We start from the raw sequence: 22535 nt of genomic DNA on the forward strand, positions 1-22535 counted from the left end.
GCGGACCGTGGCAGATTTCACTGTCCCGGTCCGTGATTTTCGATCCTTTATGGGGAACCGGGACATTCTCGGAGACACTCGCGCGACCGCGAGCATATCCCCCTCCACACGAAACGTTGGAATTCCGGGCGTTCCTCATCATGGCAGCGAAGCGAATACCGCGGTTACGCGGGAAGCGTTGTCCCGGTTCCCCGAAAAAGGCCGAAACTGCGGACCGTGGCAGTGAAATCGGCCACGGTCCGTGCATCAATCGATGACCACGCAACCGGGACGCAACCACCCCTGAACACCACGCAACCGGAACACGAAACAAGCACAACACCATGGCGACAAGCCACTTAAACACCACGCCCGGCCCCCACAGGACCGGAAGCCACCGCTGGAGACCGCGACACCACGCCACAATACGCCCATCAGCATCAACCGGGACGACCCCACGGCAGAACCGAATGGCAGCCAAACCACCAGACACACAATCTGGCTTGTACTCCCAAATCGTGTCCAGACACGTTTTTCACGGAATACGAAAAAGCCCGGAATCATTGGAATTCCGGGCTTTCTGGTCGGACCAGCGGGATTTGAACCCGCGACTCCTTGTTAGTTCGAGGGGTCACTTCGATGGTTTCCGTGAGCTTCGTTGCAAGTCTTTAATCGTTCCGGTCAAGCCAGCCGTGCCGGACCATGTAGTCCACGCTTTCGGTGACGGTCTCCAGCCATGTGTGGCGAGGGTCGTAGCCGATGAGACGGCGTCCTTTCTCGATGCTGTAAAAGCCGCTGCGCGCGATATGGTAGTAGGTCTTCTCCACGTGCGCTTCGTCGCCTACGCTCGCACACCATTCGTCCCACGGCAGCAGAGTGATGAGGCCATCCCTATCAGCGTCATGCCCGAAATGCCGATACATGGCCTGCGCGTAGCCGAGCAGCGTGGTCGACTGGGCGCCCACGGCATGGAAGCTTTCTCCCAGTGCTGCATTACGGTGCGTGATCGCATCGAAGAACACCTGTGCCACATCGTCCGCATGCACATGGTGAAGGGTCTCCATGCCCAGATTCGGCAACGTGATTCCTTCCCCACGGCGGATGCGGGCGAACACGGACATGTCCTCGTTGCCCTGAGGGTTGATGATGTTCCAGCCCGGACCTGAGATTTGGCCGGGCATCACCACGGTCTCGGGGAATCCCTCGTGTCGGAACAAGTCATGCAGGTACGCTTCGCTCTTCGCTTTTTCGATGCCGTACTCGTCAAGAGGCAGCTTCGGTTGATCCTCGGTGACGGGCAGGGTGGTCGCCCTGCCATGAGCCCAGATGGACGAGCAGAACAGGTAATGCGACAACCGGGTGCCGCGGAGGGAGTCCGTCATGCGTTTGGTGTCATCCAACGAGAAGTTGATGAGGTCCACCACGATGTCGGCATCCAACGCCGCGATGGCCTTCTCGAAATCCCCCGGTTCTCCCGTCGCGCGATCCAGAACCAATGAGTGGGCATACCGCCATGTCGAATCGTCGGTATAGGGCCTGCGCTTGCCACGGGAGACGCTGGTCACGTCATAGCCGGCATGGACCAGCTTCGGCACAAGCCAACTGCCGATATGACCGCATCCGCCGATCACCACTGCTTTCATCATGATTGTTTTGTTTCCTTTCGTTGTCGAATCACCGATACCTCTGACGGCTCAGTCGTCCTCGGAGAGCGAGACGTCACAGTGCTCCCGGTCCCCGATGATCAGGCTCAGCGGCATTTCCGGAGGTCCGTCCGTCCCATCGGCGTTGTCGCCGCGCTCGGAACCGCGCTGCACCGCCTTGCGGTAGTACTCGCATTTGAAGTCGATGCATTCGCGGCATCGTTGCAGTTCCTCTATCTGCCTATCCACGGCATCACGACGCTCCATGAACAGCTCATAGCGTTCCTGCAACGACCCATCGCCTTCATCGGCCAGCCGGATGAACCGACGGATATCCTGCAACGGCATGCCTGTACGCTTCAGGCAGTCGATCACCCGCAGGAAATCCAGATCGGATTCCTCGAACACGCGTACGCCGTTGATATCCCGATGAACGAAGGGCAGCAAACCCTCCTTCTCGTAATAGCGCAAGGTATACGTCGAAATGTTCATCTTCTTCGACACCTGTCCAATACTCAGGCCCATGCGTGCACCTCCGTTTGCCGATGCTCAATACGTTAAGGGTTAGAGCACACTCTAAGGCAAATCGCTCGGCAAAGGAACGTCACCCATGAGGTTGGGTGGTGCCGATCGGAGTTAAATGAGGCCGCACGCAGGACCCGGCCGTGTTATTGTGACCGGACCATTATGTTGGCGTCGCAGCCTTCCAGGCACCCCGCCCCCTGATGACGCACCGGCTCGTGGACACCGCCAACCACGGCAAAGTGTTCATCTGCTCGTGCGGCCATGACTTCACCTCGCTGGGCGTCATGCAGAAGCACGTCCGCTACGCTGATCGCATCGAAGGAGACGACCATGAGTGAACGGCATCTCATCGTCACCGAATACGACGGCCGATTCCACTGGTGGTGCTCATGCGGATGGGACACCGACAGCAGCATCCAGCTCCACCAGCACCTGAGCAATTCGAAGGAGATGCGGCCATGACCCGATACTGCGTCAACAGGGACGGCAACCACGTGGGCGGGCTCAACGTGTGCGCCGGCTGCGCCAAACGGTTCCGCGAGGCGTTGGACTCCATCGGCGTAGACACGCCCGCACTGCTGCTGATTGCCGCACGCCAGGCAGGCACCGGCGAAACCGACCGTACGGAAGTGCGCAGCAGGTCGGCGCACGCGCCGCTGCTCATCCGCGAACAGGCTGGGAACTCTACTGCGAGACGAGCAGCTGATACGGCCCGCCGCCCTGCAATGCGGCTATCCGCCGGCCACGCGCAGGACTGCCGGCATACCCGAACTCGTACGCGGCATCCTCAAGGACGACAAACCCCTGCTCACGGCCCCGGACGCGTGCGAATGGTGGAGGGACATCACCGACACGGCCCGGAAGGTCAACCGCATCGTGGATTCGCCGGCCACACGGGTCGCGTTCGGCGCATGCCCGTTCTGCGAGCACGGCGTCGTATGGGGAGAACCTAGGGCCCACATGGGAGAATGCAAGACGTGCGGCGCGCAGGTGAACCGCACCTATGTGGCCGACCGGCTGCTCGACAAACTCGCCCGATTCGAGAAGAAGGGCACACCCAAACAGATCAGCCGGGAATGCGCGAGAGCCGGCATCCGGTTGCCCGCCTCGACCATCCGCACATGGATCCACCAGAAACGACTCACACCCGACGCGCACGGTCACATCACGCTCAGCGACATCGTGCCCCTGCTGCGGCAGCGGGCACGTAACTAGACGGTTCCACGCTTCATCCGTTGAGAAGCGTGGAACCGTTGCTTTTCACTCGTTCGCGGAATCATCATCAAACAGTTTGCGAGGATCCTTTATCTTCAGTGCGTCGCATAGGCGGAGAGCGACTTCCAATGACATTTTCCCGATGGCCCGCTCACCAGTCTCCCAAGCCGCAATCCGGCTTCGGTTGACTCCGGGCACGCGGTCGGCCAACTGCTGCTGTGTAAGACCGCGTTGTACTCGTAATTCCCTCAGGCTCATAGCGTTTCTCGCTCTTCCGTTGCCGGCTCTTCAGCGTCCCCGTCTTCTGCGGTGAGCAGTCTGCGTGGGTTGCTGATTCGGAGTGCGTCACAGATTCTGATTGCCGTGCCGAGGGTCATGTTCTCGATCGGCTTGTTTCCCGTCTCGTACTCCCCGATGCGGGACCGGGTGACACCTCCCACCTTGTCCGCCAGCTGCTGCTGGGTCAATCCTCGCTTCAGCCTGAGTTCACGCAACCCCATGGTGTGCCGGACCATGTCAGTCTTCCTTTTTCTCGTTCGCCGCTGCTGCGTATCCCCTGATCGTTTCCTGCAGAAGCCCGACCAAGGTCGTGCCGTGCTCGCGCGCGTATTCCTCCGCAAGGAAGCACTGGCCCTCATCGACGGTAAGCTGGATAGTGGCCGTGGGCTTATCAGACAGTATGTGCGGAAGGGGGCCGACGGCATCAGGGGCGTCGGCCAGCGGCTCCATGTCGGTCCACATGCGTTCGGGGGCGAGGTCGATGTCGCCGGGCCATGCAACCGTGCCATCGATTCTGCGCACGTACAGTTTCTCGAAGAACGCACGGTCACGCAACGGCTTGAACAGGTCGTACTTGAGATACGGCTCCATGTCGTATACGCCATGGCGACCGTCGTTGAACCTGACCTCCACGAAATAGTCGTTCAGCGGACGCGCCTCGGCCACCTGCGCGTTCGCGATGTCCTTGAACTCGATGATCCGACGGGCGTACCGGTCGTAGATCTTATAGTCGGACATGCCGCACCTCCCTGAATGGCTTCATTGTCTACCTTCATCATAGGGAATGCGCCGGCGTTCCGGCCCACATGCCTCGACGAAACTATGTGAAGAAAGTGTGGAGTAGTGGCGGTGTCGGATAAGGAAAGTCGCCGGACGGGACCGCGACATGCCGGGGTTTTTGAGGCGTGTCACAGGGGCGTCGTGTCTGGTCGTGTCCGAAAATCGTGTCTGAATCGTGTCTGAGAGGCCCAGAACAGGGGAGCCGACGGAAACGAAAAAGCCCGGAATCATTGAAATTCCGGGCTTTCTGGTCGGACCAGCGGGATTTGAACCCGCGACCCCTTGACCCCCAGTCAAGTGCGCTACCAAACTGCGCTATGGTCCGATGCTGCAAAAGCAACAGTCGAGTAGTTTACCTGAAGCATCAGCCGATGTAAACCCTGCGTGTCGTGCTTCAGCTCCTTCACCGACACCGCTTACCACTTTTCTGATGAAAACTGCGCATTTAACAACTGGAGATTAATACTCAAGAACAAGGGGGGGGCGCGGGTTCAAATTTTGCTGGTCCGACAGACAAGAACTGATCGTCAAACAGACCGTGTTACTAATCTTTCGAACAACCGGCCAGGCGTTAAACCCGTTGCAATACCATTGATTAAATTCGAGGAAACTTCAGAATATCCCGGCAAAGAGGCAACGTGACGATGACGGCATATGAAAAGGTTATGAATTCGGGGAAGCTGTATAAGGTAATGGAATTCACCGAGCAGGACCCTCATTACCGTGATTATCTCCAGCAGATGGAGAAATACAACAGACTCGGCTATTCCCCAGAAGAAGAAGCGAAAAAGCAGGAGATACTGCACAACCTGTTTGCGGAAGTGGGCGATGGCGCGTATATCCAAGCCCCGTATCATGCGATGTGGGGCGGGTGCCACGTTCATTTGGGCCGCAAAGTCTATATCAACTTCAACTGCACTTTGGTGGATGACGCGCAGATTTATATCGGTGACGGGACGATGATAGCGCCTAACGTGACAATCGTCGCAGCATCACACCCGGTATCGCCAAAGCTTCGGGCGGAGGGCTATGGCTGCAACAAACCCGTGTATATCGGCAAAAATGTATGGATTGCGTCTAACGTCACCATTTTGCCCGGGGTGCATATCGGAGATAATTCGATTATTGGCGCGGGCTCCATTGTGACGAAGGACGTTCCGGCGAACGTCATCGCAATGGGAAGCCCGGCGAAGATTGTCCGGACAATAACGCCGGACGACGATATCTATTACGATCACGGGAAGTTGATTGCCGACAACATCGTTACGCTGGACGCATTGCAACAGTGGGAATAACGCTACAGAAAAGGCAGGAGACTATCGGGTTAGGTTCCGACACCACACACTCATTATGTACGCGGCTCAACGAAGCACCCGCATACATAATGACGATTCGGAGCCTCAAACCATCATTATGTACGCGACCGCTTCGTTGACGCGCATACATAATGATGGTCACGGATGTAAAGATCGGTTGGGAAGCGATCTCGCCAGCCCGTCAGCCTCGAGACACACAATTTGGCCTATTAGACCCCACAATTCCTAAGAACAGTCCAATAACCCTGTTGTCAATTCGTTATCATAATTGCAAGTGGAACGAGCCTGTTTTTATACCATACGCACATGCTGATAGTTTCATTCCACGCCGGCACTTAAGCGCGTAAAACACCCATTCTATGGATCTTTTGATGCGATATTACTAAGACATTTTACTTACGCAACACGAATAGACTTTGCCAATATGAATCCCTATAACGATTCTCTTGATGACGGCGAGATAAAGCCTGCTGGTAATGAACTAAAGTCATAGATAGACATCATTCGTCTATACAAAGGAGTTCATCATGGTTTCCGATACCAAAGCCGTGAAATCTGTCGGAGAATTTTGGACTTGCTGTAAGTTAGCGATGAACGGATGGGCTCCTGCATTGACGAGGGATGGTTTGGAGCGAACTGACATCTTGGCTGAGCGAAGCCACGAACCTTTCAACGTCGCACAGATTAGTGTACAAGTTAAAACATCTCGTAATGAACGCTGGGCTCTGAATCCCGCAAAGATTGGAGGCCAGCGCAGTTCGTATGAATGGTTCGTTTTGGTTGGATGGGATGAATCCTCGCAGAGATTATCCAGCTATATTGTTCCAAGAAATCATGTCTCCGCTGGAGCTTGGCTAGGCCATATGATGTGGCTGACAGATCCCACTGCTAAGCGCGCACGTAATTGTGGTCCTGAACAGGCTCGTATAGGTACATCGATTTTTGGCGAGTACAAAGACCAGTGGGATTTTCTCTTATATCCGACTGACGAAGTACCGATATTGTTACCACACGAACTCCATGAGTTTGCTGAGACGACGAATAACCCTGATGGTAAGCTACCTGATTGGCATCCATGGACGGGGGATAATCTTCCCAACTGGTGAAAAGCTCTTCATGAGACGACTTCTGCCTAACAAAGACAGGGGGGTAGGAATTCCCCTTGTCTTTATTTTTGCGAAGATCTCACAGCGACGAACATAAAACATCAGCACATCGGCATACTGCATCATCGCAAAAAAGAACATTGTGATTGTGCTTGTTGCAGTGCATCTTTGCCGTTCAAGCGATAGACTTATGCCTTGTAGTTTGAAGAAAGGGACCTGAATGACTGAACCAACCGATGCCACTCAGCTGGGCAACGGGGGAGTGGACCCCACCGCCGGCGTCAACGCCGTGAATTCCGTCGACCCTTCGGCTGCCTTCAGTGCCGACGACGAGATTTTTGAGCACTCGGCCAACAAGATGCGTGAACATGGAATGACCGAAACCGCCATCAACCAGTTCCACCATCTGTTCAATGTATGGCGCCGGGAAGAAGCTTCCAGCTGGATTCGCGAAGAAGATATCGAACCATTGGAACGTGTTCCCAGCTTCCATGATGTCTACGAAACCATCAACCACGACAAGGCCGTGGACGCTTTCGCCAAGACAGCATTCCTAAAGCTTAACGGTGGACTTGGTACATCGATGGGTCTCGAATGCGCTAAGTCACTGCTTCCTGTGCGTCGTCACAAGGCCAAGCAGATGCGCTTTATCGACATCATTATCGGTCAGGTGCTTACTGCTCGCACCCGTCTGAACGTGGAACTTCCGCTGACGTTCATGAACTCTTTCCGCACTTCTGCGGATACCATGAAGGTGCTGAAGCATAATCGCAAGTTTGAGCAGACTGAGATCCCGATGGAAATCATCCAGCATCAGGAGCCGAAGCTTGTAGCAGCAACCGGCGAGCCGGTGAGCTTCCCCGAGAATCCTGATCTCGAATGGTGCCCGCCAGGACACGGTGATCTCTTCTCCACCATTTGGGAATCCGGTCTGTTGGATGTTCTCGAAGAACATGGCTTCGAATACCTGTTCATTTCCAACTCGGATAATCTTGGCGCACGCCCTTCGCGCACGTTGGCGCAGCATTTCGAGAACACCGGAGCGCCGTTCATGGCTGAAGTGGCTATTCGTACGCCTGCTGATCGCAAGGGTGGCCATATCGTTCGAGATAAGAAGACCGGCCGACTGATGCTGCGAGAAATGAGCCAGGTTCATCCTGATGATAAGGAAGCCGCTCAGGATATTACCAAGCATCCGTATTTCAATACGAATTCGATTTGGATTCGCATTGATGCGTTGAAGGCCAAGCTAGCCGAGTACAACGGCGTATTGCCGCTGCCGGTTATTCGCAATAAGAAGACCGTTGATCCCACTAACCCGGATTCAGAGCCGGTCATTCAGCTGGAAACCGCTATGGGTGCCGCCATTGGCCTGTTTAATGGTGCCATTTGCGTGCAGGTCGATCGTATGCGTTTCCTGCCGGTAAAGACCACGAATGACTTGTTTATCATGCGTTCTGATCGTTTCCATTTGACTGATAGCTACGAGATGGAGGATGGTAACTACATCTTCCCGAACGTTGAACTGGATCCGCGTTTCTACAAGAATATCCATGACTTCGATGAGCGTTTCCCTTATGCTGTGCCGTCACTGGCTGCAGCAAATTCGGTGACCATCAAGGGTGACTGGACATTCGGCCGAGATGTGATCATGTTCGCTGACGCCAAACTTGAGGATAAAGAGGAACCAAGCTACGTTCCGAACGGTGAATACGTTGGTCCGCAAGGCATTGAGCCTGATGATTGGGTGTAAAAACACCACGGAATTTCATGAAATTTAACGGCCCCGACAAAAAAGGGCCGTTAAATTTTGCGAAATGACGCATATCATAGAAAAAACCCTCTAATATAGAGGGAGTGCGAATGAATATCGCATACTTATAAAGAAACAATAACTACACGTGAGGACTAATGGCAGAAGGTACAAGCGGGCGTCGGCGTTTTTCCGACAAGTGGGGCAAGCACGAGCTAGATGTACTGGCTGTGTTGTCATCCGCGTTCCCGCAATGGCTGACTTCTCGCCAAATTGCGCAGCGAGTCAAGGCATATGCGGATTCATACGGGGAGCTTGCTGATCAGGCGGCCAAGGCCGCATTTGCTAAGCAATTCCAGCGCGATCGCGCCAAGCTCGCGGCTATGGGCATTGCTATTGAATCCAGGCAGCCTGAATATTCGTCTAAGTCAGAAGGTCAGGATTTCGCATCCTATCGTCTGCAGCTCGGCGATGAACCTCGCATTCGACTCATGTTCGAGCCGGAAGATATGCCGGTGCTTGCCGCAGCCAATTATTTGGCTCGTTCTATGGCCATTTCCTCCGAACCTGACCAGTCGCAGGTTGCTCAGCGAGCATCTCGTACTACGCCGCGTGTACCGCAGACTCCGATTCCAGGGCTGGGATTGGACTCCATTGCACCAGGCTTGGGTACGCAGCATATTCCCGATTCGTTAGTCAAGGTTATTGATTCACGTCGTTTTGCGGCCACAGTAGATGTGGACGGCGAGCACCTGAACGTGGCATACACCGATTCCGATGACTTGGCCATGTACGTGCTCGAGCATCCTGGTGCCACGATTGTCAACCCGCAAGAGGCTGTGGACGCGTATCATCGTCGTCTTCATGCCGCCAGCCAATTCACTCTTGCTGATGAATCTGCTGGCCCTGTCAGTGCTTCCGTAGTGTCACCATCTATTAGCCGTGATGTCAGCGAGCCGGGCGATCCGGAGTCCATCAAGGCTCAGAACAAGAAGAACGGTTCCGCTTTCCAAACCGGCAGTGAAGTGGATCGTCGTCTGCGTTTGATGCTGTTCCTCTCAGCTCATCTTGGTGAAGAATTCTCGATGAGTGAATTGGCGGTGCGATTCATCGGTAAACCGAAGAATGATGATGAGCTGAAGAAGTTCGTCAACATCATTCATAAAGACATCAATACGCTCACCACAGTCTCTGATGATGGCGAAATGGCTGGCAGCCAGTTCTTCGACATCGACTGGCCGCTGCTTGATGCCGAGGGTATTGTTTCCGCAACTAATTCGTTGGGGCTGGAGCGCCTTGCAGGCATCTCTCCTCAATACCTCAGCATGCTGACCGCTTCGGTAAGCTATCTGGCTCACTCGCCGTTGCTTCCCGATAAGCAACGCGCGCAGGCTGAATCATTGTGCACTCGTCTTCGCCGTCATGTGAGTCCCGGTCAGACCCCTTGGCTGAGTCTGACCGGCTACGAACTGGAGCCTCGCAGTTTCTCTGTAGTCAAGCGTGCCATCAACACTGATTCCTTGCTTGACATGGGGTACACCGATAGCACTGGCCGTACGCGCCGCAAGCTGGTGGCTCCCGCCAAGATCTTCATTGATGAGGGCGTCTACTACGCAGCTGTCTATACAGATGTTGGTGCTGCTGCTCCCAAGGAGAAAAAGGCCTACGTCTCCAAAGACAAGACCATTGACAAAGCCAATGGCAAGCCCCGCACTTGGCAGGTGTTGCGTTTGGCACGTATCGAAAAAGCTGAAGTGGTCAAGCCCACGAAGACTATCGACGTGCCTAATATGCCAGTCAGTGAATTGCGCAAGTGGAGCTTTGATAACGGTACCGATGCTGTGTTCATCACCGATCAAGCGGATTTACCGTTCATTAAGACGCTGCCGGGCGCTACGGTGGAACAGTGCGGAGCAGGGGAGAAGGTCCATCTGACCGTATCCTCTGATTCCTGGTTCGTGGCATTCTGTATTGCACACGCACGGCATATCACCGCGGTCGCACCGGAAACACTTCGCACAATGATTATTGCACGAGCGGAACGCGAACTCAGCCTGAGTGCAAATAAGTAAGGAGCAGCTCCCATGCCTTGGTGGATATGGCTAGTGCTGGCGTTGTTCATGCTGGCCATGATTATCGCCGGACTGGTGTATGCAGGCGTACATGGTATGCGTGCGCTCAAAGATGTAAGCGAAATCGGCGGCCGTGTAGGCGAGAAAATTGCCGATATGGGGCAACCGGATAACGTTGATAATCCCATGCCGCCCGTGTCGTTTACGCAACCATTGAGCGCGGCCCAAGACCGTTACGCCGAAGCGCATGCCGAAGTTATTATGCGCAAGGCAGCCAAGCGCGAGCGTCATGTCCAGGCATGGAACAGGTGGAAGCGTTTCAATAACTAGGTTTCAATAACTAGCCAGTATGAGACGGAAGACATTATGGCACGTCACCATCATCAGAAGAACGAAGCATCAACTACGCTGAGTCCTTCGCAACGGTACGCATCATTTCAAAAAGTCAAACAACGCAGAGCGTCAGTAGCAGCTCGTTTTGCAGCAACATTGCCATTTGATTTGGATGATTTCCAAAGTGAAGCCAATGAGGCACTCGAGCAAGGCAGTAATGTTCTTGTCGCAGCACCTACAGGTGCCGGTAAAACAGTAGTGGCCGATTTTGCTATCTATCTAGCACAGGAACGCAATGTTAAGGCTTTTTACACCACTCCAATCAAGGCGCTGAGTAATCAGAAATACCATGATTTGGTTGAGATTTATGGCCCAGACAAAGTGGGTCTGCTCACTGGCGACACGTCTATTAATTCCGAAGCAGATATTGTGGTGATGACCACTGAAGTGCTTCGCAATATGATTTACGAGCGGTCCACCACGCTGACAGCTTTGCAGTACGTGATTCTGGATGAGGTGCATTATCTCGCCGATCGATTCCGCGGGCCGGTGTGGGAAGAAGTCATCATCCATTTGCCTAAGACGGTGAAAATCGTTGGCCTTTCCGCAACCGTGTCTAACGTGGAGGACTTTTCTCAGTGGATTTCCTCCGTGCGTGGAGACACCAAGCTGGTTATTAGCGAGCATCGTCCTGTGCCGCTCGAACAGCATGTTATTGTTCAGGCGGACGAGCATACCGAACCAGAGGTTATCGACCTATATCGCAGGGATGGCAACGGTCAGCAAACCACCAAGCTGAATCCTGAGCTCATCAATACACTTGATCGTCTTGATCGTAAGGCGGCAAGACGCCGAGGCGAACAGCGTCCGGACAAACGCAAAGGGTTTAAAGGGAAGGGGCCTAAGGGCCACGCTCCAAAACCGCAACGGCATACGCCACGGCGCTGGGCAGTAGTTGATGAATTGAATTTCCTCGGTATGCTGCCTGGAATCTACTTCATTTTCTCTCGCAATGGCTGTGATCAGGCTGTGGAACAGTGCATTAACGCAGGGCTGGAACTCACCACCGACGAAGAGGCAGTCAAGATTCGCCGTATCGTCGATGAAATGGTGGCCGGCCAGCTTAGCCAAGATGACCTGAAGGCTTTGCATTTCTCGAAGTTCAGGTTCGCATTGGAGGAAGGCTTCGCATCGCATCATGCCGGCATGATTGCCTTATTCCGCCAGATTGTCGAACGATTGTTCGAAGAAGGTCTGATTAAAATGGTGTTCGCCACCGAGACATTGGCCTTGGGCATCAATATGCCAGCGCGATGTGTGGTGGTGGAAAAACTGGAGAAATTCAATGGCACGGGTCATGTGGCACTCACTCCCGGCGAATTCACCCAGCTTACCGGACGTGCCGGCCGCCGAGGCATCGATACCATTGGCCATGCCATTGTGGTGGATCATCAGGATTTTGTACCGGCAACAGCTGCAGCTTTGTCATCCAAGCGCGTGTACCCATTGCATTCCAGCTTCCGTCCGACGTTCAACATGGCCGTGAATCTGCTTAATGCCAGCGATTATGAGACAGCACGCGTCACGTTGGACCAATCGTTCGCACAATGGGAAGCTAACGAATCAGCTTGGCAGTTGGAATCGCAAATTACCACATTGAAGCAAGCGCTTGAAGGCTACGAGCAAGCATTCCAATGCAATTATGGTGACTTCAAAGAGTTCATGTCCATCCGCATGCAGCTCAGCGATATCGAGAAGGAAGGCCGCCGTAAGCTCAAGCATGAGATCTTCCTTACCGACCAAGACCGAACCAACGCGTTCCGTCAGCTCGACGAGCGTATCAGCGAATTGCGCAAGGCCGAACATGAACATCCATGCCGTAATTGCCCGGATTTGCAGCAGCATCTTAAATGGGGTCATCGTTGGGCAAGGGAGACTCGTGAACTTAACCGAGTGATGAATCGATACGATTCGCGCACCGGTTCCGTGGCTCGTCAGTTTGATCACATCTGCGATATTCTCTGCAATCTTGGCTATCTTGAACGCAGCGAGCAAGACCATGGCCGCGTTGATATGACGCTCACTGAAAAAGGCAGTATTCTGCGCCGTATCTACAGTGAACATGATCTTGAACTCTGCGAGGCCATGCTTGCTGGCATATTCAACACATTGGATGCCAATGGTCTTGCTGCAGTGCTGTCGTCCTTGGTCTATGAGTCAAGGCGCGGCTCTCAAGGGGAACCACGGCATTATCCTGGTGGCATTTCCGGCAAAATAGCCATTGCATCGTCCAAGCTGAAAGGCGTATGCGCAAACATCAGCGCGCTGTGCGAGGATCATGGTCTTGATGAACCAAATCAGCCAGATTTCGGAATCGTCGACATCATGTACGAATGGGCAGATGGTGGCTCCCTTGCCTCATGCCTCTACGGTACCGATATGACCGGTGGCGACTTCGTGCGAACCGCTAAACGTCTGGCTGATGTGCTTCAGCAGATCGCAGTTGCCGGTCCAATGCCTGTAGATAGGGGAGAAGCGTTGCAGAATACTGCCCACGAAGCTGCTGATCGCGTCAATCGCGGCATTGTGGCATATTCCGGAGTTGACTGATAGCCAAAGGAATACAGGAATAGCAACCAAGTCCGAACTGTTGCGTACAGTAGTACGGTTACTGATATTGCAAGGAGGGTGCCAATATGGCAGAACGTAGCCTCAGGGGTATGAGCATCGGAGCAAAGTCGCTGGAATCCGACGATAACGTGGATTTCGCCGCTAGGAACGATGTGGCATACGTGTGCCCGAAGGGTCACCGTACCATCTTGCCGTTTGCTGAAGGCGCTGAAGTGCCTGATGAGTGGGAGTGCCGTTGCGGTGCTGTAGCTCACCGTGAAGGCGATGCAGATCGTGAAGCTGATGAAATCAGCAAGCCCAGCCGTACGCACTGGGATATGCTGCTGGAGCGCCGCAGCGAAGAGGAACTTGCCAAGCTGCTGGAAAAGCGCCTGCAGATGCACCGTGATGGTTGGATTCCAGATTACGAGTGAGTTGAATCAATAACTACGTACTCACTACGTAAGTTGAACAACACGTGAACCAATGCCCAGTCAAAGCGACTGGGCATAATCATTGCTGAACATGTTGCCACCATAAACACGCAGAGTGCGATATGCATGCAGATAACTGCTAACGGCAACACAACGATTCAATACATAACAGGGGAGTACCTTTCAATGGCACAGCATCCAAGGAATGTAGTTCTGCTTGATCTCGATGGCACGCTGACCAAATCCGATGGCGGCATCATCGCCTCCGTAGTCAAGACCTTTGAAGCACTGGGCCGTCCGGTACCAGATGATGCGGAATTGAAGCGCTTCATCGGACCGGCCATCATCGAATCGTTGCAGCGCAATCATATTCCAGACGATGAGCTTGACCATGCGGTCGATATTTACCGCAGCTACTACGCAGACAAGGCTGTATTCGACGACCCGAATGAGCCTGGTAACAAAGTGCCCGGTCGCTTGGTCAACGTGGTATTCCCTGGCATTCGCGAGCAGCTGATTAAGCTGCGCGAAGATGGCTATTATCTGGCTCTGGCCAGCTGCAAGCCGGAATATCAGTGCGTGCCGATCTGCGAGCATTTCCACCTGACCGAGCTGCTGGACGGTATCTACGGAGCTTCCAAGGACAATTCGCGCTTGGATAAGGATCAGGTGATTCGTTACTGCTTCGGCAAGATTGGTTTTGATGCTGCGCAAGGCGATAAAGCCGTCATGATTGGTGATCGTTACACCGATATCGATGGCGCGCGTGCCTGCGGATTGGATACGATTGGATGCCGTTGGGGGTATGCGCCTGAAGGCGAAATGGAAGAACACGGCGTCTACGAAATCATCGAGACCACTGATCAGCTCGAAGATGCAGTAAACCGTTACTTCGCATCACACTGATTTCGTTGTGGCATTTTACGCTGAAGGGATTGGATGTTTGTGCTCGGGACCGCTCCAGGCCGCTCGGGCCAAGCTTTACGCCCGAGCACAAACATCCAATCCCTTCAGCTACGAGAAAAGATAGAATATCTGCATTCGGTGAGGGAGAAAGCGGAAAACAATCTGACATAACGTACATTATCGGCTATTTTGCTGTGGAGTCATTTTTATGGATGGCAAGGCCAAGTTTGCGGTCCATTTCAGTTTCCATGGCATTATGTGCTTGCAGATACATCACCAAGATTTCCAGCATTACCAGAACGATAATGATGATTGCAGCAATCAATGCATTGGCCTCATAGAAATCACGGATATCAACATCCATCTGATCTGCAGCCAATGCGTATACCGGGAATGGCACAATCGCCATTACGAACGATACGACATGCAGCATGACCATATTCCAGCTCACCGGATGTACCGGCGGGCGTTTACTGCGAGGTGTCAGCACATGGCCGCGTAGCACAGTTATACAGATAATATTGAATGCCAATACCGCAGCGATAATCCACAATAATGCAGGAAGCAATTCGATAAACATCGTCACACCAATCTCCAAAGGTTGTCATTCATCACTGCAAAGAAAAATGGCGATTGCTGCAATATCAGCAATCGCCATATAGGTTATGTCAGATTGACTCTCGCTGCAATCGACGCTCTTCGAGCTTCTTGCGCATACGCATTGCAGTAAGTTCGTCAATCGGCCGATTGGCACTGATTTTCATTGGCTGTGCTTCGAGATCAACGTAATCCTCATGCTCCAGAGCTGCTTCAATCTGATGCCAGAGCGAACCTACGGAAACAGCAAACACTGCCTTACCGCTTTGCAGCAAATCGAGCATTTGCTCACTGGTTGTGCATTCATGGACATGCTGTCCGTCGCACATGATGGTTACGTTCGCCAGTTGATCTGTGCTGCGCTGCGTCAGAAATCCTATGGCGGCGGTAACGTTCTGCAGATTCACGCCCGCGTCAAGCAATCGCTTGGACACCGCAAGAATCACCACATCTTTGAACGAATATAAACGCCGAGAACCAGAGCCATGTGATGGGGTTATTGAAGGCTCAACAATTTGTTTTCGAGCCCAATAATCGAGTTGACGATAGGTGATACCGGCCACTTTGGACGCCACTGTACCACGGTAGCCACGCTTGGCTTCTTGCTCGTCAGCGTTGGAGAACAACTCCCCCTGAATCGCTTCATCGTTCAAGTTCTCACGCTCCTTGAGCGGAATATGAAGATGCAGTCCGATTGCTCCCATCGCACACCCCTTCGCTTACGCTGGTCTGAACGCCCGCTATACCGTGTTGTTCAGACCAGCGTAAGTCCATCATAAGGTCCGTTTAGTGAGAGATAACAGCGGATTTAGTAAAGAACACCAAGCGGAACTTGCCGATCATGATTTCGTCGCCGTTCTTCAGCACAGCTTGATCGACACGCTGACGGTTCACATATGTACCGTTGAGGCTTCCAGCGTCGATCACGGAGAACTGTCCGTTTACGCGGCGGAAGACAGCATGCTGACGGGATACCGTGGAATCGTCCAGAAGAATATCGGCACGAGGATCACGGCCGACAGTGATTTCATCCTCGTCAAGCAGATAACGAGAACCGGAGACCGCTCCCCTAGTGGAAATCAGCAACGCCGTTCCCTCAGCCAGACGCGTAATCGTATCCAGATCCTCCTGGGTCAGCGGACGATCGCCAGTGGAGGTAACGGGCAATACATTAATAGCAGGCAAACCAATGATGGTAGTTTCGCCTGCGCTTGGAATCGGATCAGTCATAGCTCCTCATTCTACCGTCTTTGCGTACTTATTTTGCGTAGCTTCACGTACTTCGTCAATGATGATGTTATCCGAGGACTGTACATCAACACTGGAACCATACTTAACCTGGAGTTGAGCGCCAACACCACCGGCGATGTCGACCGCGTTGGAAAGCTCCTGTGGATTGCCGATAGCCTTGACTATGAATGGCGGTTTGATGGTGGTACCGTCGCAAATCAATCCGTCATCAGCATCCTGAATATAGGTGGATGCCACCACGCGAACTGTATTAATGGCCATGACTTCAGCGCCAGCGTTACGTAATTCCTCAATAAGGTTGAACATAATTGAGGCATCGACTTTGGCGTCGGTTCCCCTGCTGATGGTGACAGTCACACCCTTGCCGCGTGCAGGAAGCCTACCGGAAATCAAACCGCTGGTTTCCTCATTCTGTTTGGCAATCTTACGAGCTTGTTCCTGTTCGTTCGCAGCGGACTTCAATGAATTCAACTGATTAGACAGTTGTGTCTTGCGTTGCTCAAGATTGGAAATCTGTGTATTTGATTCATTGAGCAAACGCACCAGTTCATTCTCATCCAATGTCTCATAGGTGGATTTGCTGTTATTGATCTGACTCATGTACGCAAAACCCAGCAATGCACACATGAGCATGACCAGAATAGAGGAAATGAGACGCGAACGATTGGAATGTGCGTTCAAATCCCTGCGAGGCTTTTTGCGCACCTTAGGGAACGAACCGGTTTCCATCCGATCGTTGACTTTATCTTGGGCATGCTGGTCATGCATCTTCTCCAGCATGTTGTTTGATTGAGATCTGCGCGCCATATCAGCCTCTGAAGATGAATCGCCTGATGGCGGACACATTCGAGAAGATTCGAATACCCAGCACCACAATCACAGCAGTCTGCAACTGGGAACCAACGCCTAACTGGTTGCCAAGGAACACCAGCAGCGTAGCGGTAATAACGTTGGCTAGGAAGGAGATAACAAACACGCGGTCCGAGAAGCTGCGTTCAAAATAAGCGCGGGCAGCGCCGAGCAAAGCATCCAATGCAGCGACCACCATAATCGGCAAATAGGGCTGCATCACTACGGGGATGTCCGGCTTAACAAACACGCCGACAACAACTCCGATAATCAGACCTAGAACGGCTGCCATCACTCATTCCTCTCTGCATACTGGATATCACCAGCAACTGCTGCTTCAAGTGTAATCGAATTGGATGTACTTACCTGGGGGTAGATACCGGCTTTTTTGAATGAATCGTAAAGGCTTTTCAGTTTTTTCTGCCCCATTTGTTCAGCCAGCACGTTTTTATCGCCAATGGCTTCAATAGAGTATGGGCTTTCAATAGCGGTCATGCCAATGAGAATATGGCCGCCGGCTTTGCGAATAGAAGTCTGTGCGCCTATACGATTGCCATTAATTGATATTGCTTCAGCACCATTACTGAACATAAGCGATACCAGCTGCTGCAAATCAAGGTCGGTAACGACTCGAATATTGCTGGTTGTACCTACGCGTGTGGATGTGGATTGATCAGATTGGCTGGCCGCAATCGGATCGGCTAATGTCATGGTAATGCCGGGACCGGTGACTCTAACAGTACCGTTGACCATTTCATCTTGGATCAACGTGTCACTTTTCACATTGCCAGAGATTTTTTTCGACTGATCATCGACCTGGGTTTTCAGGTCGTTCACATCATCGGTGAGTTGCTGAATCTGATCATTGCGATCCTCAAGTTGGTTCACCAACGTTTGCCGAACTTGCTTGCGAGGATCTGATTGCAGCTGCTGTACAAACAAACTGCCAGCAAAACCTACACCGACGCAAATCACAAAAACGATGATGCGATTGAACCAAATCGAGAATACAGATCGATGCTCATGAACCAAACGGGCATCCGAGAACATCGGATCCATTGGACGATTCACTAAATCGTCAATCAAACGAAGCGAATCATCATCGGTTTTACGCCTGCGGCGTGTCCGGATAGCAGCATCATCGTTGGAGGCTAACGCGTGGTGAGATTCTATACCGCTTACGGATGAGGAAAAAATGGCGCGACGATGCACCGGCGCATTGTCCTGTGACACAGGAAATGAAACCGGAGCAACGGTATCAGGCGCCATACTTCTCCCCCAGTTCCTTACGCAACAGTTCAACGCCCTGACGCGTATAAATGTAGCCAGCCAGCCAGTACATGGCTATGCCCCACACTCCAGCGGCAAGAGCTGCCAAATACAGGGTATGGAAGAACGGGTTGGTACCGAGGTCCGCAACAATAAGCGCCACAATGGAAATCATAAGAAGCGCGGTTCCGGCTTTCCCGACAAAATGAACCGGTAATGGTCCATACCCGTATTGGGCAAGCCAAAGCACCTGAATCGCCATCCACAAGTCGCGAAGACCTACGACGATAAGCATCCACATCGGAATAATGCCGGCGATGCCCAACGCCAGAATCGAGCAGATAATCAGCAAACGATCGGCCAGAGGATCGAGAATCTGGCCGATTTTGCTGACCTGATTGAATTTACGGGCGATAATGCCGTCTACCCCATCAGAAGCCGAAGAGATAGCAATTAAAGCTAACGCTTCAATCATGCTATGGCGTGAAATAAGTGCAGTGATAAACGGAATCGAAATGATTCGCAATGCACTAATCAAATTCGGAACCGTGAAGTAGATATCACGAGCTTCCGGACTGTACTGCGTATCGGTATTCTGATGGGTCATAACGGCTTTACAGTTTAGATGCGAGAAGCCTGCAACGCGGTAACGATAATGCCGCGCGCACCGACTTCATACAAATCATCCATAAGTTGGTTGACTTTAGCCTTGGGAACCATGACGCGAACAGCGTTCCACTGCTTATCATGCAGCGGAGAGATGGTCGGGCTCTCAAAGCCCGGAGTCACGGCCACGGCTGCGGCAACCTTGCTCACTGGAATGTCGTAATCCATCAACACATACTGGTGAGCAGTAATCACACCCTGCAGTCGGCGAGACAGCACCGCCAAGCGGGGATCCTTCTCATCCAGACGCGGAGAACGAATCAGGCATGCTTCGGAATGCATCAGCGGTTCCGAGAATACGCGCAGTCCAGCGTTACGCAGCGTGGTGCCGGTGGAAACCACATCGGCAATCAAATCAGCCACACCAAGCTGTACGGAAGACTCCACAGCACCATCCAAGTGAATGGTTTCAGCCTCTACGCCGTGCTCTACAAGATAATCATGCACGAGTTTGTCGAACGTGGTGCCCACACGCTTGCCCTGAATATCTTCCAACGTGGAGATCGGGGATTCATTCGGAGCGGCGAAGCGGAAAGTCGAAGCTCCGAATCCAAGCGGCATATGCTCGAGTGCGGCGGTGCCGGAATTCTTCAACAGATCCTCTCCGGTGATGCCGACGTCAATGGCTCCGCGGCCAACATACACGGCGATATCAAGCGGACGCAGGTAGAACAGTTCGATGTCATTGTCCGGATCCTGCACAACCAGCTGGCGTGTGTTGGTGCGCAGACGATAGCCGGCTTCGGCGAGCATATTCCATGCCGGCTCGGACAGCATTCCCTTATTGGGTACGGCGATTCTCAGCATGACTACTCCTCTCCCCTATTGGGAGCTAGTTAATTTGCTTGTGTGAATGATGTGACGGATGGGTGGGCCCGACCTTATCGTATAGGCCAGGCCCAAAGGAGATCACAGGTGCTTGTATACATCTTCGAGGGTCAGACCATGCTTGATCATCATGACCTGAACATGGTAAATCAGCTGGCTCATCTCTTCTGCAGTGCGATCAGCGCCTTCGTATTCAGCGGCCATCCAAGTTTCGCCGGCTTCCTCGATAATCTTCTTACCGATGAAGTGGGTACCCTTGTCGAGCTCGTCAACAGTCAGAGAACCTTCCGGGCGGGTCTTAGCCTTCTCGGAGAGCTCGGCAAACAGGGATTCAAACGTCTTCATAATCTATGTCCTTTTTATGGTAAACGGCTTGGCCGGTTTCAGTCCTTGTATGCGGCTTCGGCCTTAGCACGGATATCATCAATGGCCTGTGCAGGGCTTTCGGCACCATACACGGCAGAGCCGGCCACGAGCACATCGGCACCAGCTTCGGCAACGATGTGAGCGGTCTTGGGGCTCACGCCACCATCGACCTGAATACGGGTCTTCAGACCACGGCGAGTGATTTCGTCACGCAGGCGACGGACCTTAGCCATCTGATTGTCGAGGAACTTCTGGCCACCAAAGCCCGGTTCCACGGTCATGACGAGAATCATGTCGAACTCGTCAAGAATATCGAAAATCGGCTCTACCGGTTCCGCCGGGCGCACGGCGAAGCAGGCCTTGCAGCCCATGTCGCGCAGCTGACGAGCCAGACGAACGGGAGCGTGGGTGGCACCCATGTGGAAGGACACGGATGCTGCACCGAGCTTTGCGTACTCAGGGGCCCAGCGATCGGGGTCTTCAATCATCAGGTGCACGTCAACCGGCAGATCGGTGACCTGGCAGATGCGGCCCACAATCGGCTCACCAAGAGTCAGATTCGGAACAAAATGGTGATCCATAACGTCGACGTGAACCAGGTCGGCGTTGGAAATAGCCTTGAGATCACGCTCAAGGTTGCAGAAGTCGGCGGACAGAATGCTGGGTGCGATTGCGATCTTGCTCATGGTTCCTTACCTTATCTTTGTAATGGGACTTGATTCTTATTATTTTCCACGTTTTTCGTTATTTGCGCTTCTTCTGAGCGTCCTGCTCTTCTTGAAGGCGCTGGCGTTCGAGTTCGTCGGCGGTTACTGCAGCGAGGCGTTGTGCTTGGGCCTTGGAATCCGGGCCGTACTGGTATAACACGACAAAGAGAATGCAGCCGATAATGAAGACGATAATGGCCGTCCATACATTGGTTCTTAGGCCAAGAATGACCGTCGAATAGTTGATGCGCACATTTTCAATCCAGGTGCGGCCCAAGCCATACCACATCAGGTATATGGCGAACTGCTGGCCGGCCTTGAGCTTGCCGTACAACTTGGCGCCAAGGTAGATGATGAGCGCGGCACCAATCAGGTTCCAGATCATCTCATAGAGGAAGGTGGGGTGGAACAGCGTGGTTTTGTAGTCGGGGCATTGCGAGCCGTTGTAGCAGATCTCGGTTTTGCCGATGGCGTCAGCATCATTGAGCTTCAGGCCCCAAGGCAGCGTGGTGGGCCAGCCGTATAGCTCTTGGTTGAACCAGTTGCCGAGGCGTCCGATGGCCTGTGCGACCGGCAATGCTGGCGCGATGGCATCGGCGAAAATGGCGAATGGGTAGTGCTTATGACGGCACCAGAGGAAGGCTACCAAAGTGCCCACGGAAATACCGCCGAAGATGGCCATGCCGCCTTCCCATACCTTGAGAATATTCACCAGGTTGCCGGTAGGCGGGAAGTATGCGGAAGGTGTGGTGATGCAATGGTAGAGACGTGCTCCCACCAGTGCACATGGCACGGTCACCAAGGTGGTGTCAAGAATCTGGTCGAACGTGCCGCCATAGCGCTTCCATCGTTTGGTAAGAATCCACACGGCTGCGCAGATGCCAATAAGAATGCAAATCGCGTACATGTGGATAGTGACGGGACCGATCTTGAACTGCGAGAAGGTCGGTGATGGAATATAAGCCAGATTCATGGTTCCTCTTGTTATGCCGTATTCGATGGTTGCTTCTGACGAGTCACTACCCTACTGTGCTGAGCACAAAACCGGTTG

At 53.1% G+C, this 22535-nt stretch carries 28 protein-coding genes and 1 tRNA gene; 12 read left to right on the forward strand and 17 right to left on the reverse strand.

Annotated elements, in window-relative coordinates; translation table 11 throughout:
- Nucleotides 1–647: 647 nt before the first annotated feature.
- Both AC1AY0_RS05055 and AC1AY0_RS05060 read right to left on the reverse strand, forming a co-directional pair.
- Nucleotides 648–1625 carry an NAD-dependent epimerase/dehydratase family protein gene (locus AC1AY0_RS05055; RefSeq protein ID WP_476524083.1) on the reverse strand — a complete coding sequence of 326 codons (978 nt, stop codon included), beginning with the start codon at nt 1623–1625 and terminating at the stop codon, nt 648–650.
- A gap of 48 nt (nt 1626–1673) precedes the next feature.
- Complete coding sequence (locus AC1AY0_RS05060; RefSeq protein WP_476524082.1) at nt 1674–2147, reverse strand: MerR family transcriptional regulator; 474 nt, start codon at nt 2145–2147, stop codon at nt 1674–1676.
- Between the two features lie 200 nt (nt 2148–2347).
- On the opposite strand from AC1AY0_RS05060, the gene AC1AY0_RS05065 reads away from it, so the two are divergent.
- From AC1AY0_RS05065 to AC1AY0_RS05080, 4 genes are read left to right on the forward strand one after another with little or no spacing between them, the layout of a single operon-like run.
- Nucleotides 2348–2485, forward strand: coding sequence for a hypothetical protein (locus AC1AY0_RS05065; RefSeq protein WP_476524080.1), 138 nt, complete (start codon nt 2348–2350; stop codon nt 2483–2485).
- On the forward strand, nt 2478–2609 hold the full coding sequence (locus AC1AY0_RS05070; RefSeq protein ID WP_476524079.1) for a hypothetical protein: 132 nt from the start codon (nt 2478–2480) through the stop codon (nt 2607–2609). The genes AC1AY0_RS05065 and AC1AY0_RS05070 overlap by 8 nt, the downstream gene beginning before the upstream one ends.
- On the forward strand, nt 2606–3100 hold the full coding sequence (locus AC1AY0_RS05075; RefSeq protein ID WP_476524078.1) for a hypothetical protein: 495 nt from the start codon (nt 2606–2608) through the stop codon (nt 3098–3100). The genes AC1AY0_RS05070 and AC1AY0_RS05075 overlap by 4 nt, the downstream gene beginning before the upstream one ends.
- A gap of 7 nt (nt 3101–3107) precedes the next feature.
- Nucleotides 3108–3362 carry a hypothetical protein gene (locus AC1AY0_RS05080; protein WP_476524077.1) on the forward strand — a complete coding sequence of 85 codons (255 nt, stop codon included), beginning with the start codon at nt 3108–3110 and terminating at the stop codon, nt 3360–3362.
- Nucleotides 3363–3407: 45 nt separating this feature from the next.
- On the opposite strand, the gene AC1AY0_RS05085 is transcribed toward AC1AY0_RS05080, so the two are convergent.
- The 4 genes from AC1AY0_RS05085 to AC1AY0_RS05100 all read right to left on the reverse strand — a co-directional run bounded on the left by AC1AY0_RS05085 (nt 3408) and on the right by AC1AY0_RS05100 (nt 4746).
- Complete coding sequence (locus AC1AY0_RS05085; RefSeq protein WP_476524076.1) at nt 3408–3620, reverse strand: helix-turn-helix transcriptional regulator; 213 nt, start codon at nt 3618–3620, stop codon at nt 3408–3410.
- Nucleotides 3617–3877, reverse strand: coding sequence for a helix-turn-helix transcriptional regulator (locus AC1AY0_RS05090; RefSeq protein WP_476524075.1), 261 nt, complete (start codon nt 3875–3877; stop codon nt 3617–3619). The genes AC1AY0_RS05085 and AC1AY0_RS05090 overlap by 4 nt, the downstream gene beginning before the upstream one ends.
- A gap of 1 nt (nt 3878) precedes the next feature.
- Complete coding sequence (locus tag AC1AY0_RS05095) at nt 3879–4379, reverse strand: DUF2442 domain-containing protein (protein WP_476524074.1); 501 nt, start codon at nt 4377–4379, stop codon at nt 3879–3881.
- A gap of 290 nt (nt 4380–4669) precedes the next feature.
- Nucleotides 4670–4746: transfer RNA gene (locus tag AC1AY0_RS05100), tRNA-Pro, on the reverse strand.
- Nucleotides 4747–5065: 319 nt separating this feature from the next.
- On the opposite strand from AC1AY0_RS05100, the gene AC1AY0_RS05105 reads away from it, so the two are divergent.
- The 8 genes from AC1AY0_RS05105 (at nt 5066) to AC1AY0_RS05140 (ending at nt 14951) form a co-directional block, all read left to right on the forward strand.
- Nucleotides 5066–5716: a sugar O-acetyltransferase gene (locus AC1AY0_RS05105; RefSeq protein WP_476524179.1), complete on the forward strand. Its 651-nt coding sequence runs from the start codon at nt 5066–5068 to the stop codon at nt 5714–5716.
- 548 nt (nt 5717–6264) lie between these two features.
- Nucleotides 6265–6843, forward strand: a complete 579-nt coding sequence (locus AC1AY0_RS05110; protein WP_476524073.1) for a hypothetical protein — start codon at nt 6265–6267, stop codon at nt 6841–6843.
- Nucleotides 6844–7201: 358 nt separating this feature from the next.
- On the forward strand, nt 7202–8596 hold the full coding sequence (locus AC1AY0_RS05115) for a UTP--glucose-1-phosphate uridylyltransferase (RefSeq protein WP_476524177.1): 1395 nt from the start codon (nt 7202–7204) through the stop codon (nt 8594–8596).
- Between the two features lie 158 nt (nt 8597–8754).
- Nucleotides 8755–10668: a helix-turn-helix transcriptional regulator gene (locus AC1AY0_RS05120; protein WP_476525997.1), complete on the forward strand. Its 1914-nt coding sequence runs from the start codon at nt 8755–8757 to the stop codon at nt 10666–10668.
- A gap of 12 nt (nt 10669–10680) precedes the next feature.
- Nucleotides 10681–10998, forward strand: a complete 318-nt coding sequence (locus AC1AY0_RS05125) for a hypothetical protein (RefSeq protein ID WP_476524070.1) — start codon at nt 10681–10683, stop codon at nt 10996–10998.
- Nucleotides 10999–11034: 36 nt separating this feature from the next.
- Nucleotides 11035–13611: a DEAD/DEAH box helicase gene (locus AC1AY0_RS05130; protein ID WP_476524068.1), complete on the forward strand. Its 2577-nt coding sequence runs from the start codon at nt 11035–11037 to the stop codon at nt 13609–13611.
- An 86-nt stretch (nt 13612–13697) separates the two neighbouring features.
- Entirely contained in the window at nt 13698–14045 is a 348-nt protein-coding gene (locus AC1AY0_RS05135) for an RNA polymerase-binding protein RbpA (RefSeq protein ID WP_476524067.1), read from the forward strand.
- Between the two features lie 186 nt (nt 14046–14231).
- Entirely contained in the window at nt 14232–14951 is a 720-nt protein-coding gene (locus AC1AY0_RS05140) for an HAD hydrolase-like protein (RefSeq protein ID WP_476524065.1), read from the forward strand.
- Between the two features lie 184 nt (nt 14952–15135).
- On the opposite strand, the gene AC1AY0_RS05145 is transcribed toward AC1AY0_RS05140, so the two are convergent.
- The 11 genes from AC1AY0_RS05145 to lgt form a co-directional block, all read right to left on the reverse strand.
- A complete protein-coding gene (locus AC1AY0_RS05145; protein WP_476524064.1) occupies nt 15136–15531 on the reverse strand; it encodes a hypothetical protein in 396 nt (131 codons plus the stop codon).
- A gap of 88 nt (nt 15532–15619) precedes the next feature.
- The gene (locus AC1AY0_RS05150) at nt 15620–16252 is read right to left on the reverse strand and encodes a MerR family transcriptional regulator (RefSeq protein ID WP_476524063.1); all 633 of its coding nucleotides are present in this window, start codon (nt 16250–16252) and stop codon (nt 15620–15622) included.
- Between the two features lie 82 nt (nt 16253–16334).
- Nucleotides 16335–16778: an FHA domain-containing protein gene (locus AC1AY0_RS05155; protein WP_033891128.1), complete on the reverse strand. Its 444-nt coding sequence runs from the start codon at nt 16776–16778 to the stop codon at nt 16335–16337.
- A 6-nt stretch (nt 16779–16784) separates the two neighbouring features.
- A complete protein-coding gene (locus AC1AY0_RS05160; protein ID WP_476524061.1) occupies nt 16785–17606 on the reverse strand; it encodes a DUF881 domain-containing protein in 822 nt (273 codons plus the stop codon).
- A gap of 1 nt (nt 17607) precedes the next feature.
- Complete coding sequence (locus tag AC1AY0_RS05165; protein WP_033891131.1) at nt 17608–17940, reverse strand: small basic family protein; 333 nt, start codon at nt 17938–17940, stop codon at nt 17608–17610.
- Nucleotides 17940–18917 (reverse strand): DUF881 domain-containing protein, encoded by a 978-nt coding sequence (locus AC1AY0_RS05170; protein WP_476524060.1) that lies wholly within the window; start codon nt 18915–18917, stop codon nt 17940–17942. The genes AC1AY0_RS05165 and AC1AY0_RS05170 overlap by 1 nt, the downstream gene beginning before the upstream one ends.
- Nucleotides 18907–19524, reverse strand: a complete 618-nt coding sequence (locus AC1AY0_RS05175) for a CDP-alcohol phosphatidyltransferase family protein (protein WP_476524059.1) — start codon at nt 19522–19524, stop codon at nt 18907–18909. Before AC1AY0_RS05175 ends, AC1AY0_RS05170 begins: the two co-directional genes overlap by 11 nt.
- A 14-nt stretch (nt 19525–19538) precedes the next feature.
- A complete protein-coding gene (gene hisG / locus AC1AY0_RS05180; protein WP_476524057.1) occupies nt 19539–20390 on the reverse strand; it encodes an ATP phosphoribosyltransferase in 852 nt (283 codons plus the stop codon).
- Nucleotides 20391–20492: 102 nt separating this feature from the next.
- On the reverse strand, nt 20493–20756 hold the full coding sequence (locus AC1AY0_RS05185; protein ID WP_100493955.1) for a phosphoribosyl-ATP diphosphatase: 264 nt from the start codon (nt 20754–20756) through the stop codon (nt 20493–20495).
- Nucleotides 20757–20794: 38 nt separating this feature from the next.
- A complete protein-coding gene (gene rpe, locus AC1AY0_RS05190; protein ID WP_033891136.1) occupies nt 20795–21463 on the reverse strand; it encodes a ribulose-phosphate 3-epimerase in 669 nt (222 codons plus the stop codon).
- Nucleotides 21464–21521: 58 nt separating this feature from the next.
- Nucleotides 21522–22457, reverse strand: a complete 936-nt coding sequence (gene lgt / locus AC1AY0_RS05195) for a prolipoprotein diacylglyceryl transferase (RefSeq protein ID WP_476524055.1) — start codon at nt 22455–22457, stop codon at nt 21522–21524.
- Between the last annotated feature and the right edge of the window lie 78 nt (nt 22458–22535).

The organism is Bifidobacterium sp. LH_416, assembly GCF_056357055.1.

Coding starts and splice junctions, on each gene's coding strand:
- AC1AY0_RS05170 (WP_476524060.1), bottom strand. CDS start 18,917: ATGGCGCCTGATACCGTTGCTCCGGTTTCATTTCCTGTGTCACAGGAC.
- AC1AY0_RS05160 (WP_476524061.1), bottom strand. CDS start 17,606: ATGGCGCGCAGATCTCAATCAAACAACATGCTGGAGAAGATGCATGAC.
- AC1AY0_RS05060 (WP_476524082.1), bottom strand. CDS start 2,147: ATGGGCCTGAGTATTGGACAGGTGTCGAAGAAGATGAACATTTCGACG.
- AC1AY0_RS05135 (WP_476524067.1), top strand. CDS start 13,698: ATGGCAGAACGTAGCCTCAGGGGTATGAGCATCGGAGCAAAGTCGCTG.
- rpe (WP_033891136.1), bottom strand. CDS start 21,463: ATGAGCAAGATCGCAATCGCACCCAGCATTCTGTCCGCCGACTTCTGC.
- AC1AY0_RS05075 (WP_476524078.1), top strand. CDS start 2,606: ATGACCCGATACTGCGTCAACAGGGACGGCAACCACGTGGGCGGGCTC.
- lgt (WP_476524055.1), bottom strand. CDS start 22,457: ATGAATCTGGCTTATATTCCATCACCGACCTTCTCGCAGTTCAAGATC.
- AC1AY0_RS05080 (WP_476524077.1), top strand. CDS start 3,108: ATGGGAGAATGCAAGACGTGCGGCGCGCAGGTGAACCGCACCTATGTG.
- AC1AY0_RS05125 (WP_476524070.1), top strand. CDS start 10,681: ATGCCTTGGTGGATATGGCTAGTGCTGGCGTTGTTCATGCTGGCCATG.
- AC1AY0_RS05095 (WP_476524074.1), bottom strand. CDS start 4,379: ATGTCCGACTATAAGATCTACGACCGGTACGCCCGTCGGATCATCGAG.
- AC1AY0_RS05105 (WP_476524179.1), top strand. CDS start 5,066: ATGACGGCATATGAAAAGGTTATGAATTCGGGGAAGCTGTATAAGGTA.
- AC1AY0_RS05110 (WP_476524073.1), top strand. CDS start 6,265: ATGGTTTCCGATACCAAAGCCGTGAAATCTGTCGGAGAATTTTGGACT.
- AC1AY0_RS05085 (WP_476524076.1), bottom strand. CDS start 3,620: ATGAGCCTGAGGGAATTACGAGTACAACGCGGTCTTACACAGCAGCAG.
- AC1AY0_RS05155 (WP_033891128.1), bottom strand. CDS start 16,778: ATGACTGATCCGATTCCAAGCGCAGGCGAAACTACCATCATTGGTTTG.
- hisG (WP_476524057.1), bottom strand. CDS start 20,390: ATGCTGAGAATCGCCGTACCCAATAAGGGAATGCTGTCCGAGCCGGCA.
- AC1AY0_RS05165 (WP_033891131.1), bottom strand. CDS start 17,940: ATGGCAGCCGTTCTAGGTCTGATTATCGGAGTTGTTGTCGGCGTGTTT.
- AC1AY0_RS05055 (WP_476524083.1), bottom strand. CDS start 1,625: ATGATGAAAGCAGTGGTGATCGGCGGATGCGGTCATATCGGCAGTTGG.
- AC1AY0_RS05145 (WP_476524064.1), bottom strand. CDS start 15,531: ATGTTTATCGAATTGCTTCCTGCATTATTGTGGATTATCGCTGCGGTA.
- AC1AY0_RS05130 (WP_476524068.1), top strand. CDS start 11,035: ATGGCACGTCACCATCATCAGAAGAACGAAGCATCAACTACGCTGAGT.
- AC1AY0_RS05065 (WP_476524080.1), top strand. CDS start 2,348: ATGACGCACCGGCTCGTGGACACCGCCAACCACGGCAAAGTGTTCATC.
- AC1AY0_RS05090 (WP_476524075.1), bottom strand. CDS start 3,877: ATGGTCCGGCACACCATGGGGTTGCGTGAACTCAGGCTGAAGCGAGGA.
- AC1AY0_RS05115 (WP_476524177.1), top strand. CDS start 7,202: ATGCGTGAACATGGAATGACCGAAACCGCCATCAACCAGTTCCACCAT.
- AC1AY0_RS05150 (WP_476524063.1), bottom strand. CDS start 16,252: ATGGGAGCAATCGGACTGCATCTTCATATTCCGCTCAAGGAGCGTGAG.
- AC1AY0_RS05140 (WP_476524065.1), top strand. CDS start 14,232: ATGGCACAGCATCCAAGGAATGTAGTTCTGCTTGATCTCGATGGCACG.
- AC1AY0_RS05070 (WP_476524079.1), top strand. CDS start 2,478: ATGAGTGAACGGCATCTCATCGTCACCGAATACGACGGCCGATTCCAC.
- AC1AY0_RS05175 (WP_476524059.1), bottom strand. CDS start 19,524: ATGACCCATCAGAATACCGATACGCAGTACAGTCCGGAAGCTCGTGAT.
- AC1AY0_RS05120 (WP_476525997.1), top strand. CDS start 8,755: ATGGCAGAAGGTACAAGCGGGCGTCGGCGTTTTTCCGACAAGTGGGGC.
- AC1AY0_RS05185 (WP_100493955.1), bottom strand. CDS start 20,756: ATGAAGACGTTTGAATCCCTGTTTGCCGAGCTCTCCGAGAAGGCTAAG.